At 67.5% G+C, this 15,198-nt stretch carries 14 protein-coding genes; 7 read left to right on the top strand and 7 right to left on the bottom strand.

Translation table 11 applies throughout. The annotated features are described in order from the left end of the window. Positions 1-13 precede the first annotated feature (13 nt). From rsfS to AC27VL_RS17930, 6 genes are all read right to left on the bottom strand, one after another. Positions 14-427: a ribosome silencing factor gene (gene rsfS, locus AC27VL_RS17955; RefSeq protein ID WP_089236374.1), complete on the bottom strand. Its 414-nt coding sequence runs from the start codon at positions 425-427 to the stop codon at positions 14-16. A 58-nt stretch (positions 428-485) separates the two neighbouring features. Further along, positions 486-1,151: a nicotinate-nucleotide adenylyltransferase gene (nadD, locus tag AC27VL_RS17950; RefSeq protein ID WP_100553165.1), complete on the bottom strand. Its 666-nt coding sequence runs from the start codon at positions 1,149-1,151 to the stop codon at positions 486-488. A gap of 3 nt (positions 1,152-1,154) precedes the next feature. Continuing rightward, a complete protein-coding gene (gene holA, locus AC27VL_RS17945; protein WP_191078795.1) occupies positions 1,155-2,192 on the bottom strand; it encodes a DNA polymerase III subunit delta in 1,038 nt (345 codons plus the stop codon). Between the two features lie 12 nt (positions 2,193-2,204). Continuing rightward, positions 2,205-2,780: an LPS-assembly lipoprotein LptE gene (locus tag AC27VL_RS17940; protein ID WP_346559186.1), complete on the bottom strand. Its 576-nt coding sequence runs from the start codon at positions 2,778-2,780 to the stop codon at positions 2,205-2,207. Positions 2,781-2,919: 139 nt separating this feature from the next. Beyond that, the gene (gene leuS / locus AC27VL_RS17935) at positions 2,920-5,685 is read right to left on the bottom strand and encodes a leucine--tRNA ligase (protein WP_488767688.1); all 2,766 of its coding nucleotides are present in this window, start codon (positions 5,683-5,685) and stop codon (positions 2,920-2,922) included. Positions 5,686-5,790: 105 nt separating this feature from the next. Then, positions 5,791-6,399 carry a DUF998 domain-containing protein gene (locus AC27VL_RS17930; protein WP_191078797.1) on the bottom strand — a complete coding sequence of 203 codons (609 nt, stop codon included), beginning with the start codon at positions 6,397-6,399 and terminating at the stop codon, positions 5,791-5,793. Between the two features lie 153 nt (positions 6,400-6,552). Between AC27VL_RS17930 and trxA the strand changes: the two genes are divergently transcribed. From trxA to AC27VL_RS17905, 5 genes are all read left to right on the top strand, one after another. Beyond that, positions 6,553-7,410: a thioredoxin gene (gene trxA / locus AC27VL_RS17925; protein ID WP_180166270.1), complete on the top strand. Its 858-nt coding sequence runs from the start codon at positions 6,553-6,555 to the stop codon at positions 7,408-7,410. A gap of 107 nt (positions 7,411-7,517) precedes the next feature. Then, complete coding sequence (locus AC27VL_RS17920; RefSeq protein WP_191078798.1) at positions 7,518-9,218, top strand: FecR family protein; 1,701 nt, start codon at positions 7,518-7,520, stop codon at positions 9,216-9,218. Continuing rightward, the gene (locus tag AC27VL_RS17915) at positions 9,215-10,849 is read left to right on the top strand and encodes a CHASE2 domain-containing protein (protein ID WP_100553170.1); all 1,635 of its coding nucleotides are present in this window, start codon (positions 9,215-9,217) and stop codon (positions 10,847-10,849) included. Before AC27VL_RS17920 ends, AC27VL_RS17915 begins: the two co-directional genes overlap by 4 nt. A gap of 90 nt (positions 10,850-10,939) precedes the next feature. Then, entirely contained in the window at positions 10,940-11,392 is a 453-nt protein-coding gene (locus AC27VL_RS17910; protein ID WP_032975063.1) for a DUF4442 domain-containing protein, read from the top strand. Between the two features lie 53 nt (positions 11,393-11,445). After that, on the top strand, positions 11,446-12,165 hold the full coding sequence (locus AC27VL_RS17905) for a hypothetical protein (RefSeq protein ID WP_100553171.1): 720 nt from the start codon (positions 11,446-11,448) through the stop codon (positions 12,163-12,165). Between the two features lie 7 nt (positions 12,166-12,172). On the opposite strand, the gene AC27VL_RS17900 is transcribed toward AC27VL_RS17905, so the two are convergent. Continuing rightward, entirely contained in the window at positions 12,173-13,444 is a 1,272-nt protein-coding gene (locus AC27VL_RS17900; protein ID WP_488767708.1) for a hypothetical protein, read from the bottom strand. Between the two features lie 84 nt (positions 13,445-13,528). On the opposite strand from AC27VL_RS17900, the gene AC27VL_RS17895 reads away from it, so the two are divergent. Both AC27VL_RS17895 and AC27VL_RS17890 read left to right on the top strand, forming a co-directional pair. Further along, on the top strand, positions 13,529-14,212 hold the full coding sequence (locus AC27VL_RS17895; protein ID WP_100553172.1) for a DUF502 domain-containing protein: 684 nt from the start codon (positions 13,529-13,531) through the stop codon (positions 14,210-14,212). Continuing rightward, the gene (locus AC27VL_RS17890; RefSeq protein ID WP_100553173.1) at positions 14,209-14,994 is read left to right on the top strand and encodes a queuosine precursor transporter; all 786 of its coding nucleotides are present in this window, start codon (positions 14,209-14,211) and stop codon (positions 14,992-14,994) included. Before AC27VL_RS17895 ends, AC27VL_RS17890 begins: the two co-directional genes overlap by 4 nt. Positions 14,995-15,198 lie beyond the last annotated feature (204 nt).

Raw genomic sequence — 15,198 nt, 5'->3', positions numbered from 1 at the left:
ATCAACGAATGGCTCAGGCCACTTCGTCGTCGTCGTAGGACGGCGGCTGGTCGCCAACGGTCCACAGGCGCTCGAGCGCATAGAACTCGCGCACGCGCGGCAGCATCACGTGCACGATGACGTCACCGAGGTCGACCAGCACCCATTCGGCTTCACGCTCGCCTTCAACACCCAGCGGCATGACGTCGATCTTCTTGGCGAAGCGCACGACCTCGTCGGCGATGGACTTCACATGGCGGGTCGAAGTACCCGACACGACCACCATGTAGTCGGCGACGCTGGACTTGCCGCGTACGTCGATCTCGACCGGGTCCTTGGCCTTCAGGTCTTCGGTGGCTTGACGGACGCTGGCCAGCAGTTCCGGCACGGAGGGCGCGGGGCTGGGCAGATCGACCTTGATGGTCTGGGGCTGGGTCTGGTTGCTCAAAGCGGGTCGACTCGATAAACGTGGGGGCGATTATACGGCCACAGCGCGGCAACCGTATTCACGAGGTGGCAGAGCGGTACAGGCCGTGGCCAGAAACATAGTCGGCCACCGCCGGCGCCAGCATGGCCCGCCAGGGGCCGCCCGCGGCGATCTGGGTGCGCACGGCACTGGCCGATTCCTCGCGCAGCGGGTGGTGCAGGCGCAGGATGCGGCCGGCCGGGCTGGCAAACAGCGCCTGCTCGTTGTCGGCCCAGCGCCCCTCGGTGGCCTGACCCAGCGCGCCGTCGACGCTGGCCCGCAACGGACTGCCCGGACGCTCGGCGACGATGAAATGGGCCAGCCCGAACAGCGACTGCCACTCATGCCAACTGGGCAGGCCCAGCAGGCTGTCGGCCCCCACCAGCCACGCCAGCGGGCGGCTGGGGCCGAGTTCAGCCCGCAGTTCGCGCAGGGTATCGACGGTATAGGACGGCCTGCCGGGAAAGCGCGCGGCCCGATCCAGCTCACGGCGGTCCAGCAGCAGGCCCGGCTCATCGCCGATGGCCAGGCCGAGCATGGTGCAGCGTTGTTCGGCGGTCGCGCCCGGCACCGCGCGGTGTGGCGGATCGGCGGCAGGCAGCATGCGCACCGCCACCTGCAGTTCATCGCGCGCAGCGCGCGCGATCGCCAGATGGCCCAGATGCACCGGGTCGAAGGTGCCCCCGTAATAGATCCGCAGGCTCATGGATCAGGCCCGGGCGAGCAGCCGCACTGCGCGCGCCTCGGACACCGCCACCAGCAGGCGCTCAAGCGCGAGCCAGGCATCGCCGTCGGCGCGCCCCTTGGCGATGCGGTCGACCAGCCCTGCTTCGGCCACGAAACGCTCCCAGCGCTTGCCTTCCGGATGCCGCTGCAGCGCACGCTTGTAGGGTGCCTGCCGCGATTCCCAGATACCGCGGGATTTCATCTCCGCAGCCAGATTGCCGCCACGTGCCTGTACCCGTGCCAGGCCGGCACCGGCCAGCAGTTCGCGGATCACGATCGGCATCAGCGCGGCCACGGCCTCGCCCTCGCCGCGCAACCCGGCCAGCATCCTCAGCACGGCCTGTGGCTGGCCGGAGAACGTCGCCTCCACCAGCCGGAACACGTCGTAGCGGGCGGCATCAGCCACCAGCGATTCCATCCGTTCCACGTCCAGGGTCTGGCCATCGGCCAGCAACGCCAGCTTGTCGATCTCCTGCGCTGCGGCCAGCAGATTGCCTTCCACGCGCTCGGCCAGGCGCTGCACGGCGGCAGGTTCGGCACGCAGGCTTCTGCTGCGCAGGCGCCGTTCGATCCAGTCCGGCAGCTCATGTGGCTTGATCGCCCAGGCCACCGACAACACGCCGACACGGTTCACCGCCTCGGCCCATTTGCCCTGGTGGGCCTTGCTCCATTCATTGGTGGTGATCATCAGGATCACGTCCGGTGCCGGATTGGCGCAGAACTGGCTGATCACCTCGCCACCTTCCTTGCCCGGCTTGCCACTGGGCAGGCGCACTTCCACCAGGCGGCGGGCACTGAACAGGCTGGGGGCGTGAAAACTGGCGTCGAGCTGGTTCCAGTCGAAATCGCGGCCATCGGCGTCGAACACTTCGCGCTCGTCGATGCCGGCCGCGCGTGCGCGGGCACGCACGGCGTCGGCTGCCTCCAGCACACGCAGTGTTTCCGGACCGGCGATCAGATAGACCGGCGCCAGCGCCGTGTCAGCGCCCTGCCCGGCCAGCTGTTCCGGTCGCAGTTCCATCAGGCGCCCGGCTCAGTGCTTGACGGCGGGTGCGGGCTCGACCGGATCGTGCTCGACCGGCTTCGGCGCCGACAGGCTGCCGCCCTTTTCCAGCTCGGCGCGGACCACGCTGTCGATGCGGCGGATGATCGAGGCGGACATTTCCCGGCGCAGTTCATCGGCCAGGATCTCGCGTTCGGTGGTGGTACCGGTGGCGTCGGTCGGCGGCGACACGTAGTCGCGCGACAGTTCGATCACCTGCTGCGGCACCAGCTCGCTACCGTCTTCGCGGCGGAAGATGAAGATCACCGCATAGCGCAGGCTGTATTCCTGTGCGCGGCCCTGCGAGTCGATCGCGATGGGCAGGTCGCCCCAGCGTTCGGACAGCACCTGCAGCTGGGCATTGGGGCCATTGCTGTCCTCATCGGCCAAGCGCGCACCGGAGGCCAGCAGGCTGCGGTTCAACAGCTTGACCAGCTCACTGTAGGGCGCGGTGGATACCACCTTCACCGGTGCCGTGTCGGTCGGCAGCATCAGCTTGTTGCGCAGGTGGAAACCGCAGCCGGCGAGGCCGAGGGCGAGAACGAGGGCAAGCAGGATTCGGGTCATGGAGACAGTCTGGCGGAGCCGGGCGATCACGGCAACAGACAGGGTGCCCGAGGCCGCGTGAACGCAGGGCCATCGGCCGGGCGCGCCCGGCGTGGCGACAATGCACCGGCCGCCACGATGGCGGCCGGTGCCAGGTACATCAGGCAGCGACGATGTTCACGATCTTGCCGGGAACGATGATGATCTTGCGCACCGTCAGGCCTTCCAGGAACTTGGCCGCGTTCGGCTCGGCCAGGGCCAGCGCTTCGATCTGCTCGCGCGCGGCATCGGCGGCGACCTCGATGGTGCCACGCAGCTTGCCATTGACCTGCACGGCCAGGGTCAGCGCATCGCGCACCAGCGCGCTGCTGTCGGCCTGCGGGAACGGCTGGTCTTCCAGCAGCGTTTCGCCATGGCCCAGCACCTGCCACAGGGCGTGGCTGGCGTGCGGGGTGATCGGGTTGAGCAGCAGCACGATGGCCTGCAGTGCTTCCTGGCGCACGGCGCGCCCCTGTTCACTGCCGTCCTCGAACTTGGCCAGCGCGTTCATCAGCTCCATCACCGCGGCAATGGCGGTGTTGAAGCTGTGACGACGGCCGTAGTCGTCACCGACCTTGCCGATGGTCTCGTGGGTCTTGCGGCGCAGGGCCTTCTGGCTGGCATCCAGCGCGGCCGCGTCGAGCACCGGTGCGGCACCGTCGGCAGCGTGCTTCTGCACCTGTGCCCACAGACGGCGCAGGAAGCGGGCCATGCCGTCCACGCCGGCTTCGTTCCATTCCAGCGACTGTTCCGGCGGTGCAGCGAACATCGAGAACAGGCGCACGGTGTCGGCGCCGTACTTGCCGACCATCGCCTGCGGGTCCACGCCGTTGTTCTTCGACTTGGACATCTTCTCGGTACCGCCGACCACCACCGGCTGGCCGTCGGCGATCAGCGTGGCGCCGGTGATGCGGCCGCGCTCGTCGCGCTGCACGTCCACATCGGCCGGGTTGATCCAGTCCTTCGAGCCGTCCGGGTTCGGGCGGTAGTAGGTCTCTGCGATCACCATGCCCTGGCACAGCAGGTTGCGCGCAGGCTCGTTGCTGTCCACCATCCGCGCGTCGCGCAGCAGCTTGTGGTAGAAGCGGAAATACATCAGGTGCAGGATCGCGTGCTCGATGCCACCGATGTACTGGTCCACCGGCAACCAGTAGTTGCCGCGCTTGTCGACCGCATCGCGGGCACCCGGCGAAGTGTAGCGGGCGTAGTACCAGCTCGACTCCATGAAGGTATCGAAGGTGTCGGTCTCACGCTCGGCCGCGCCACCGCATTCCGGGCAGGTGGTCTTGCGCCATTCCGGATCGGTCTTGATCGGCGAACCGGTGCCGGCGAACGCCACGTCTTCCGGCAGCACCACCGGCAGCTGGTCTTCCGGCACCGGCACCGCGCCACACTTGTCGCAGTAGATCACCGGAATCGGGCAACCCCAGTAGCGCTGGCGGCTCACGCCCCAGTCGCGCAGGCGGTAGTTCACCCGGCGCTGGCCCTGGGCCTTGCGCTCGAACCGTTCGGCCAGCGCCTCGAAGGCACCCTGGAAGTCCAGGCCGTCGAACTCTGCCGAATTGACCAGCTGCCCGTCCTTTTCCAGATACGGCAGCCGGAGATGCTCGGCGAATGCAGCGATTTCATCCTGCAGCTGGCTTGAATCAACCATGGACTGCGCTGCCGACAGTGCTGCGTTGATATCGTCAAGATCGGCGGGGTAATCGGGGCAACCAACCCAAGCGCTCTTCAACTTGGCCTTGATGTGCGCCCAGCTCTCAATCCAGGCGGCCGGAGCCACGACATACTTGATGCGGCTGTTGGTGACGCCAATGGCGAACTCATGATCCCGCTGATCATGTGCCGGAACCGCCATCACTGCACCGGTCCCGTACCCCATCAGCACAAAATTCGCGACCCAAATTGAAATCGGGTCGCCGGTTACAGGGTGAATTGCCTTCAGCCCAGTGTTGACGCCTCTTTTAGCCTGAGTCTCCAACTCCGCCTCAGACACGCCGCCCTGCTTGAAATCGGCGAGCTTTTCCGCCAGCTCCGGGTTGTTCTTCGCCGCATGCAGGGCCAGCGGGTGCTCGGCCGCGATCGACACGAAGGTCACGCCCATCACGGTATCCGGGCGGGTGGTGAACACGCGCAGCGGATCCAGTGCGGTGCCATCGACGTCACGCACGTCGAACTGGATTTCCAGGCCTTCGGAGCGACCGATCCAGTTGCGCTGCATGGTCTTGACCGAGTCCGGCCAGCCGTCCAGCTCATCCAGGCCATCCAGCAGTTCCTGGGCGTAGTCGGTGATGCGCAGGAACCACTGCGGGATCTCGCGCTTTTCCACCAGCGCGCCGGAGCGCCAGCCACGGCCGTCGATGACCTGCTCGTTGGCCAGCACGGTCTGGTCGACCGGGTCCCAGTTCACCACCGCGTTGCGGCGATAGGCCAGGCCCTTGCGCATCAGGCGGGTGAACATGCGCTGCTCGTGGACGTAATAGTCCGGGCGGCAGGTGGCGAACTCGCGCGACCAGTCGATCGCATAGCCCAGCGACTGCAGCTGGCTGCGCATGTGGTCGATGTTCTTGTAGGTCCAGGCGGCCGGTGCGGTCTTGTTCTTGATCGCGGCGTTTTCCGCCGGCAGGCCGAACGCGTCCCAGCCCATCGGCTGCAGCACGTTGTGGCCGGTCATGCGCTTGTAGCGGCTGATCACGTCGCCGATCGTGTAGTTGCGCACGTGGCCCATGTGCAGCGCACCGGACGGATACGGAAGCATCGACAGGCAGTAGTACTTCGGCTTGTCCGAGGCTTCATCGACCTCGAAGGCACGGGTAGCATCCCAGTACTGCTGGGCGGCGGATTCAACCTGCTGCGGATCGTAAACGTTGGGTTCGACGCTGGTCATGTAACACGCGGTTGCGGCGGCAAAGCGGTACAGCGTACCGCAGTGCGGCAAATGGCTCCAATCCTGCCTGCCGGGCCGGCGCGCGGCGAGGCAGCAGAAACCGTCTCAGCGCCTGCGCGACAGAGGCAGGGCCAGGGCCAGCCACAGCGCCCAGCAGGCAAAGGCCAGGCGCTGCGCCAGCGCCGCCGGCAGTACGCCCGGCAGTCCAAACGCGAGCAGACCGGCACCGATCCCGCAGCCCAGCGCCAGCAGGCCCAGCCTGCGCCCGCCGGGATGCCGCAGTCGTGCCGCCCCCAGCATCACGCTGCCGGCGACAAAGGCCAGTGCCCAGACCATCCACACGCTGGCGTGCAGCTTGCTGGCCGGGCCCTGCATATCCATCTGCCCCTCAAAATCCAGCGGCAGCAGGCCCATCGCGATGAAGGCAAGCGCGGCCAGCAGCAGCATCTGGCTGCCCACGCGTGCCGTCCAGGCGGCGTCCACCGGCAGTTGCCGGCGCAGGCGCTCGGCCACGACCACCGCCAGTGCACCCGGCAGCACCAGGCCCAGCAGGTTGAAGCCCAGCGCATGGGGAATGCCGTGCGCGCCCAGCCAGGTCACCGGATGCAGTGCCTGCGAATAGTCCGGCAGCACCGCACCGAAGCCGACCACCGACAGCACGAACAGGGCAGCGGCGAGCACGCCCACCCAACGATCCAGCCGAACCACGGACATCGCAGCCACTCTTCAGAAGAACATCAGCACATTGTCGCGGCAGGCGGCACCTCCGCCAAGCTGTCCAGGATTTCACGATGGGTATGACCACAGGGTTGAGACCGACAGGGTTCGTCACCATAGAATCGGTCTCCAGATGCCGAACGATGCCCCATGACCGAGACGACCTACGTATTCGACGCCACCACCGCTACCTTCGAGGCGGAAGTGCTGCAGAAGTCGCTGCAGACGCCGGTCCTGGTGGATTTCTGGGCGACCTGGTGCGAGCCGTGCAAGACCCTCGGCCCGATGCTGGAGAAGCTGGCCGGCGAATACAACGGCGCCTTCGAGCTGGCCAAGGTCGATGTGGACAAGGAACAGCAGATCGCCGCGGCCTTCCAGATCCGTTCGGTGCCCACCGTGTTCCTGGTCAAGGGTGGGCAGCTGGTGGACGGCTTCCCCGGCGCCCTGCCGGAAGGTCAGCTGCGAGAATTCCTGGCACAGCACGGCGTGGTGCCGGCTGATATCGGCGACACCATTGCCGAGGACGAGGCCCCGCTGGACCCGCAGGCGCAGGTGGACGTGCTGCGCGCGCAGATCGCCGCCGAGCCGGACAAGGACGAGCTGAAGCTCGACCTGGCCCTGGCCCTGCTGCAGGTCGGCGGCGTGGACGAGGCCGGCACCCTGATCGATGCCCTGCCCGCCAACCTGGCCACCGACGACCGCGCCGTGCGTGGCCGCGCCCGGCTGTCCTTCGCCGCCGCGCTGAAGGAAGCCCCGCCTGCGGAGGTGCTGGATGCGCGCATCGCCGCCGATGGCAAGGATCTGCAGGCGCGTCACCTGCGCGGTGTGCAGCTGCTGCTGGCAGGCCAGGACGAAGCCGCGCTGGAACAGTTCCTGGAGATGCTGCGGATCGACCGCGGCTTCCAGGAAGGACTGCCGCGCAAGGCGCTGATCGATGCCTTCAACGTCATCTCCGATGAAGACCTGGTAGGCCGCTCGCGGCGCCGGATGGCCTCCCTGCTGTTCTGAACGGCAACGGCACCGTTCAGAATCCCTGCACTGAACGCGGGCAATAATGCCCGCGATGGTGGCCTCCAGGGCCGCCACGATCCGTTCGGGGGGATGAGGTCGGGGCCATGGGGTCTTGCAGCTGCGCCCCCGCTTTGCCGGGACAGCATTCCGTGACAGTTGGCCGCTCGTCGTCTTTCATCATCCGTTTCCTGCGCACACTGTTGTGTGCCCTCTTCCTGTTGCCGGCGCTCGCCGGCGCGCAGGACTGGAACTATCGGGTCCGCCCCGGCGATACCCTGTGGGACCTGGGCGCTGCCTACCTCAAGCCGAGCGTGGGCTGGCAGCAGCTGCAGCAGCACAACCGCATCGACAATCCATACCGGCTGCCGCCGGGCGAACTGTTGCGCTTCCCGATCGGCTGGTTGCGCATCGAACCCGCACCGGCGCGGGTACTCGCGGTGCGTGGCCAGGTTGAACTGAGCGCGGCCGATGGCAGCAGCAATCGCGCCGTGCGCGCAGGCGAGCAGCTGCACATCGGCGATGCGATCCAGACCAAGGCCGATTCCAGCATCACCCTGGAATTTGCCGACGCGTCGCGGTTGCAGCTGCGCGAGTACTCACGCCTGCGCCTGGACCAGCTCAGCCGCTATGGCCGCACCGGCATGGTAGATACCCGCCTGCGCCTGCAGCAGGGCCGCGCCAGCAACCGGGTCACCCCTGCGCGCGGGCCGGCCTCTCGCTACATCATCGATGCACCGACGGCCACCAGCAGCGTGCGCGGGACCGTGTTCCGGGTCAGTGCCGGCGACGACGCCCAGGCCGGTGCCACCGAAGTACTGGAAGGCAAGGTGCAGGTCGGCAACCCGCATGGCCAGCGTCTGGTGCACCCTGGCCAGGCCAGCCGCAGCGCGGGCAGCGGAACGGCACCCGAAGCGGTTTCCGGTCTGCTGCCGGCACCGCACCTGCGTGCCGATTCGACCCGCCTGGGAGCCTTGCCGGCCCAGCTCGCCTGGGAACCGGTGACGGGTGCCGATCACTACCGGGTGGAAGTCGTGCAGGCCGCAACTCCGGAAATCCTGTTGTTTGCGGCCACCACCACCGACACCGGGCTGGTGATCGGCGAGCTGCCGCCGGGAGCGCTGCGCCTGCTGCTGCGCGCAGTGGATGCACAGGGTGTGGAAGGTCTCGATGCCAGCGAGGATTTCCTCCTCGGCGACCAGCCGCCACCGCCACTGACCATTTCCCCGGTGCAGGGGCAGACGGTCAACAGCGACCGGCCGCGCTTCCACTGGAGCCAGGCGCCCGGTGCCAGCAGCAGTGTGCTGCAGGTGGCCGACGAACCGCAGTTCCTGCAGCCGCTGCGCGAGCAGAGCACCGATGGCACCGACCTGCGCCTGGGCGAGCCGCTGCCTCCCGGCCAGTACTACTGGCGGATCGCTTCGCGTGATGGCCAGGGCCATCAGGGTCGCTACGGCCAGGCACTGACGCTGCAACTGAGCAATGAACCGGTGGACCCGGCGCTACAGCCGCCCGAAGCCACCGATGGAGAGCTGACGCTGCGCTGGCAGGCGGGAAGCGATGGGCAACGCTATCGGGTGCAGGTCGATCGTCGCGGTGATTTCAGCGCGCCGCTGGTCGATAGCACCGTTGACGAACCGCAGGTCAGCCTCAAGCGCCCGTGGCGCGGCACGCTGCACATCCGCGTGCAGTACATCGACGACGACGGCCACGCAGGCCCGTTCTCGCCTGCCCAACAGGTCAAGCTGCCGTGCCGCCTGTGCTACGGCGCGGGCGGCGGTGTTCTGCTGCTGTGGCTGTTGCTGTGAGGCGCTCGCCACTGCCGTGGTCGCGACGGATCCTGCTGGCCGTGCTGGCAGGTGTAGCGACTGCGGTGGTCAGCCACGGCCAATGGCTGTGGCGGCAGGATGAGACGGCGTACGACCTGATGGTCGGCAGCTGGGATTACCGTCCTGACCCCAGCGTGCTGATCGTCGCCATCGACGAGGGCAGCCTGCAGCGGCTGGGCCAGTGGCCGTGGCCGCGCTCGTTGCATGCCCGCTTGCTGGACCGCCTGACCGACGCCGGTGCCGAGCGCGTCGCGCTGGATCTCATGCTGTCCGAGCCCGACCGTCGCGATGCGCGCCAGGATGCCGAGCTGGCAGCGGCGATCCGTCGCAACGGTCGCGTGGTGCTGCCGGTGCTGGCCGCGCCGGCCGCTGGCGACCGCATGGCTGAGGAGATGCTGCCGATCCCGCTGATTGCTGCCAGCGCGGCCGCCATCGGCCACAGTGACGTTGAAGTGGACGGCGATGGTGTTGCCCGCGGGGTCTACCTGCATGCCGGCATCGGCCAGGCACACTGGCCTGCGCTCGGCCTGGCGTTGACCGGTCTGCCGTCGCAGCACGCGCAGGGCCTGCCCGACCCCGATCCCGCGCTGGACTCACCCTATCAATGGCGCCGCAACGACTACGTGCGCGTGCGCTATGCCGGGCCGCCGGAACGCTTGCCGCAGGTGTCCTACGCCGATGTGCTGGAAGGGCGCGTGGATGCATCGATGCTGCGTGGCAGGCGCATCGTGGTGGGCATGACGGCCAGTGGCATCGCCCCTCGCCTGTTGACTCCCACCACCCGCGAATACTGGATGAGCGGCAGCGAATATCAGGCCAACATCGCCTCGATGCTGCTGCAGGACAAGCAGATAGACGTGTTGCCCCGCGCCTGGCAGGACGCCCTGGCCGGCCTGCTGGTGGCGATGTGTGTACTGCTGCTCGGGCTGCGCCTGCCCTGGGTGGTTGCCCTCTGCTCGCTGCCGGCCGCGCCGCTGCTGAGCTGGCTGCTGCTGCGCACCAGCAGCCTCTGGTGGGCGCCGGCCAGCGCGCTGCTCGGCGTCGTGCTGGTACTGACTGTGTGGGCGACCTGGCGGATCGCCTCCTGGCACCGCCAGGCCAACCGCGATGCGCTGACCGGACTGGGCAACCGCCTGCGCTTCGAACAATCGCTGCAACAGGAATGCGACGCGGCACGCCGCAGTGGCAAGCCACTGACCCTGGCCCTGATCGATGTCGACCACTTCAAGCACCACAACGATCGCCATGGCCACCAGGTTGGCGATCGTGTGCTGTGCGAAGTGGCCCGCCTGATCCAGGCGCATGCCCGGCGCCCCCGTGACATGGCTGCCCGCTACGGCGGTGACGAGTTCGCACTGGTGCTGCCCGACACCCCGGTTGAAGGCGCACGGCAGGTGATCGAAGACCTGATCTCCTGCATACGCGCCCTGCCACCGCCCGGCGATGGCAGCGAGACGGGTGTCACCCTGACCATCGGCGTCTACACCCGCGTGCCGGACAGCGACCTGCAACCGCATCATTTCGTCGAAGGCGCCGACAACGCGCTTTACCGGGCCAAGGACAATGGCCGCGACGGTTATGTGATCGACGGCGGCACGCCCGGGCCATAGCGGCCGGCAGGCCTGATGTGGATGCCACGGGCTACAACATACGCATGCGAATGGTTAGACTGGGATCCCCGCCCCCTGCCCGGTTCCCGCATGAAAGCCAGCACGTTCCGCTTCGGCATCAATCTGTGGCCACCGTTCCTGTTCACTGGCATCCATGTCACCCGGATCACCCCGGACTACCGGCAGATCGACGTGGAACTGCGCCTGCGTCCCTGGAACCGCAACTACGTCGGCACCCACTTCGGCGGCAGCCTGTTCGCGATGACCGATCCGTTCTGGATGCTGGGTCTGATGCACACCCTGGGCCGTGACTATTACGTCTGGGATCGCGCCGGTGCGATCGATTTCCTCAAGCCCGGCCGCGGCACAGTACGCACGTCCTTCCGCATCGACGACGCCCTGTTGGATGAACTGCGTACGGCGGCGGCCGGTGGCGAAAAAGTGCTGCGCTGGTTCAGCAACGACGTGGTCGACGAAGCCGGCGAGGTCGTCGCGCAGGTACGCAAGCAGGTCTATGTGCGCTTGAAGCCACACGCACGGTAAAGCGGGCAGGCTGGCGCCCCGCTATCCTCTGCAGCCCTGCCATGGAGGCTGCAATGCGCCTTTTCGTCCTTGCTGCGGCGCTGACCGCCCTGCCCTTCGCCGCCAGCGCACTGGACGTGCCGCCGGTGCGCTACCCCATCCTGCCGGCGCACGCCGCTACGGCCGAGGCTTTCGTACCGGCCGGCTGGGCGCTGGAATACCGGATTGAAGGCGACCTCGACCAGGATGGGCGCGCCGACCTTGCGCTGGTGCTGCGCCAGCAGGACCCAAGCAACATCATCGAGCACGATGGGTTCGGGCCGTCGCCGTATGACAGCAACCCGCGCATCCTCGCCATTGCCTTTGCGCGACCGTCGGGTTACGTGCTGGCGGCGCAGAACCACACGCTCATTCCACGCCCGGACTCGCCCGTGCTCAGCGATGCGCTGGCCGAAGGCACCGGCGTGTCGATCCAGCGCGGCGCACTGCGGGTGGGCCTGTACTCGTTCTCCAGCGCGGGCAGCTGGTCGACGAGCACCACCACGTTCACGTTCCGCTGGCAGGAAGGCCACCTCGCGCTGATCGGCTACGACCGCGACTCGATGATGCGCAATTCCGGGCAGACCGAAGGCCTCAGCGTGAACTTCTCCACCGGCAAGGTGAAGCTGACCGAAGGCAGCATGCAGGACGACAAGGAGCAGGTGCGCTGGCAGACCCTGGCTGACCGCAAGCGCTGGACGCTGGACAGCGTTGGCGATGGCTGGGCGTTCAATCCGCTCGGCGACGGCGACTGAGTCCGGGTCAGTCCGCCCGCAACGGCATCGACAGATACGGGCCCTCGCCTTCGCGCGCCGGGCCACGCCGCAATAGCTGCAGGTGGCGACCGTCGGCAGACAGTTGTGGCATGCGGGTGTCCGAACGCCACTGCGCGGGCAACCGCGCCAGTGCCTCGTCGGCTGGCCCGGCCTGTTGCCGCAGCCAGCGCTGCGCGCCGAGCAGGCGGATCATCGCCGCTGCGTCCTGGCTGCGCGCCGCGTACTGCGTGTAGGACGGCCCGGCGATGGCGCTCAATGTGCATCCCAGCGGATTGGCCACGCAGCCCACATCCCATCGGGGCGGTGGCGGGACAAGGAGCGGGACGTCGGCCGCCAGCGCCGTAGCTGCAGCAGGCCGGCATGCCCAGCCGAAATTGCCGGCGACCCGGGCCAGGGTGTGGTCGCGATCCAGCAGCAGGCGGCTGCCTGCTGTCTGCGTGGACGCCTCGATGGCCGCCTTGTTCATCGCAAATTCGCCCTGCATCGCTTGACACAGGCTCTGCTCGTCGGCGTCCAGCGGCTGCAGCGCCACCTCGCAGGAGGCGGGCAGCACGTAATCCGGTGATTGCTCGACCAGCATGTCGCCCAGCAACGCGGCATGGGTCCTCACCACGGCGGCACCCATCATGCTGTCCACCAGCGTGCTGCCGGTGCGCATCATCCGCCGCCCGAACCGAACCGACCTGCAGCCTGCCTCGACGGCACCGGCAACATCGCCCTGCAGATAGGCCAGTGCCTGCGCACTGGTGCCATCCAACAGCGGCGTGTACGCCGGCAGCGGCAGGAGTTCGCTTTCGAAGGGCTGGAACGGGGAATCGAAACGATCGTAGTCCGCCATCCGCGCCAGCCGCTCGTGCAGGCCGGCATGCCCGGCGTGAGCGTCAGCGAAGCGCTGCGGATCAGCGCGCACCTGTGCCAGGCAGCCGACGGGCCCGACGGCACAACGACCTGCCCCATCCAGAGTCAACGGTGCGTGTTTGGCGGCCAGCGCCGACGCGTGCGACGCCTGCGATGGCGAGGCCTTCCAGCGCTGCACATCGTCGGCCAACGCCGCCTCGCGCTGGGCCTGGTCCAGCCCATCGAAGGGCAGCGTCCACAGCAGGGCGAAGCCGTTGCGACCTTCGTTGGGTTGCACGGCCTCAAGCAGACGCCTGTCTTCCCGCTGGGCGGCCGACAACGGCCAGAACCTCGACAGCAGCCATGCCGCGACGGCCATCACCACCAGGGCCAGCATTGCCCAGCCCAACCACCGCAGCATCTTCAACACAGCATCCTTTCCCTGCATGGCCAGCACCGCCAACGGACAGCGTAAACGAGCGGCCGCGACCGCTACAATGCGCGCATGTCGCTCGAAGCCCCCGCCCTGGTTCCCCGCCCCTCCCTGCAGCGCCTGTTCCTGACCGGCCTGCTGACCCTGTTGCCGATCTGGCTGACCTGGGTGGTGGTCAAATTCGTGTTCGTGCTGCTGTCGGGCATTTCCAGCCCGCTGGTAGTGCCGCTGTCCGAACAGATCGCGACCAACTTCCCGCATTACCTCGGCTGGGTCCGCGCCGAATGGATCCAGAACACCATCGCCCTGCTGGCCACGCTGCTGGTGATCCTGGCGGTGGGCGTGGCCAGCCGCCGCGTGGTCGGCCAGCGCCTGCTGCGCTGGGTCGGTGCGGTCATCAAGCGCATTCCGCTGGCCAGCATCATCTATGACAGCGCCAAGAAGCTGCTGGACATGCTGCAGACCGAGCCGGGCAGCACCCAGCGCGTGGTGCTGATCGACTTCCCGCATCGCGACATGAAATCAGTCGGCCTGGTCACCCGGGTCATCAAGGAACAGGGCACCGACCGCGAACTGGCGGCCGTCTACGTGCCCACCACGCCGAACCCGACCTCGGGCTATCTGGAGATCGTGCCCGTCGAACTGCTCACCCCGACCGACTGGACGGTGGACCAAGCGATGAGCTTCATCATTTCCGGCGGTGCAGTGGCGCCCTCCAGCGTTCCGTTCACCCGCGCTGGCGATCGTTCCGAATGAGCGAGGCGTCGCACGCGCGCCCGCTGCAGGACCGCGCGGTCCTGCTGTTCATCGTGCTGGCCGCGTTCTTCTGCGGCAACGCCGTACTGGCCGAACTGATCGGGGTGAAGATCTTCGCCCTGGAAGACACCCTCGGCATCGATCCGCTGAACTGGAACCTGTTCGGCCAGACCGGCTCGTTGAGCTTCACCGCCGGCACGCTGCTGTGGCCGGTGGTGTTCATCATGACCGACACCATCAACGAATTCTTCGGCAAGCGCGGGGTACGTTTCATCTCGTGGCTGGCGGTGGTGCTGATCGCCTACGGTTTCCTGTTCGCCTTCGCTGCGATCTCGCTGGCACCGGCCAACTGGTGGGTGACCTCGATGGATGCCCACGGCGTGCCCGATTACCAGGCCGCGTTCGCGGCGGTGTTCGGACAGGGCATGTGGACCATCGCCGGTTCGCTGGTGGCATTCCTGTTCGGCCAGTTGATCGACGTGGCGGTGTTCCATCGCATCCGCCAGGCCACCGGCGAGCGCCATGTATGGCTGCGCGCCACCGGTTCCACCGCGGTCTCGCAGCTGGTGGACAGCTTCGTGGTGATCTGGATCGCCTTCGTGCTCGGCCCGCAGCACTGGCCGACATCGCTGTTCCTGGCGGTGAGCAGTGTCAACTATGTCTACAAGATGGGCTTTGCGATCGCCCTGATTCCGTTGCTGTACCTGATGCGGCGTGCAATCACCCGCTATCTGGGCGAACACCGCGCCGCCGACCTGCGCGCTGCGGCCGCGGCTGACTGAAGCCCCAGCGGCGCGCAAGCTGACTGCGCCCTCACGCTGGCCGTACGCGCGCGGATCGTGCAAGCTCCACGGTCTGTGTTCCACGGAAGCTTCTTGATGCCGTATTCCCCCCGCGTCCTGGCCGCCGCCATCGCCGCGTTGTTCCTGTTCAGCGCCGTTCCGCCGGCCGAAGCAGCGAAGAAGAAGGGCAGCCGCCCCGCCGCC

Source organism: Stenotrophomonas sp. 14P6.2.3, from assembly GCF_057799055.1.
Note: the sequence above shows the minus strand (reverse complement) of the source record. Positions and strands in the feature narration are given on the sequence as shown.

Coding starts and splice junctions, on each gene's coding strand:
- nadD (WP_100553165.1), bottom strand. CDS start 1,151: ATGAGCCTGCGGATCTATTACGGGGGCACCTTCGACCCGGTGCATCTG.
- holA (WP_191078795.1), bottom strand. CDS start 2,192: ATGGAACTGCGACCGGAACAGCTGGCCGGGCAGGGCGCTGACACGGCG.
- AC27VL_RS17940 (WP_346559186.1), bottom strand. CDS start 2,780: ATGACCCGAATCCTGCTTGCCCTCGTTCTCGCCCTCGGCCTCGCCGGC.
- leuS (WP_488767688.1), bottom strand. CDS start 5,685: ATGACCAGCGTCGAACCCAACGTTTACGATCCGCAGCAGGTTGAATCC.
- AC27VL_RS17930 (WP_191078797.1), bottom strand. CDS start 6,399: ATGTCCGTGGTTCGGCTGGATCGTTGGGTGGGCGTGCTCGCCGCTGCC.
- trxA (WP_180166270.1), top strand. CDS start 6,553: ATGACCGAGACGACCTACGTATTCGACGCCACCACCGCTACCTTCGAG.
- AC27VL_RS17920 (WP_191078798.1), top strand. CDS start 7,518: ATGGGGTCTTGCAGCTGCGCCCCCGCTTTGCCGGGACAGCATTCCGTG.
- AC27VL_RS17910 (WP_032975063.1), top strand. CDS start 10,940: ATGAAAGCCAGCACGTTCCGCTTCGGCATCAATCTGTGGCCACCGTTC.
- AC27VL_RS17905 (WP_100553171.1), top strand. CDS start 11,446: ATGCGCCTTTTCGTCCTTGCTGCGGCGCTGACCGCCCTGCCCTTCGCC.
- AC27VL_RS17900 (WP_488767708.1), bottom strand. CDS start 13,444: ATGCTGCGGTGGTTGGGCTGGGCAATGCTGGCCCTGGTGGTGATGGCC.
- AC27VL_RS17895 (WP_100553172.1), top strand. CDS start 13,529: ATGTCGCTCGAAGCCCCCGCCCTGGTTCCCCGCCCCTCCCTGCAGCGC.
- AC27VL_RS17890 (WP_100553173.1), top strand. CDS start 14,209: ATGAGCGAGGCGTCGCACGCGCGCCCGCTGCAGGACCGCGCGGTCCTG.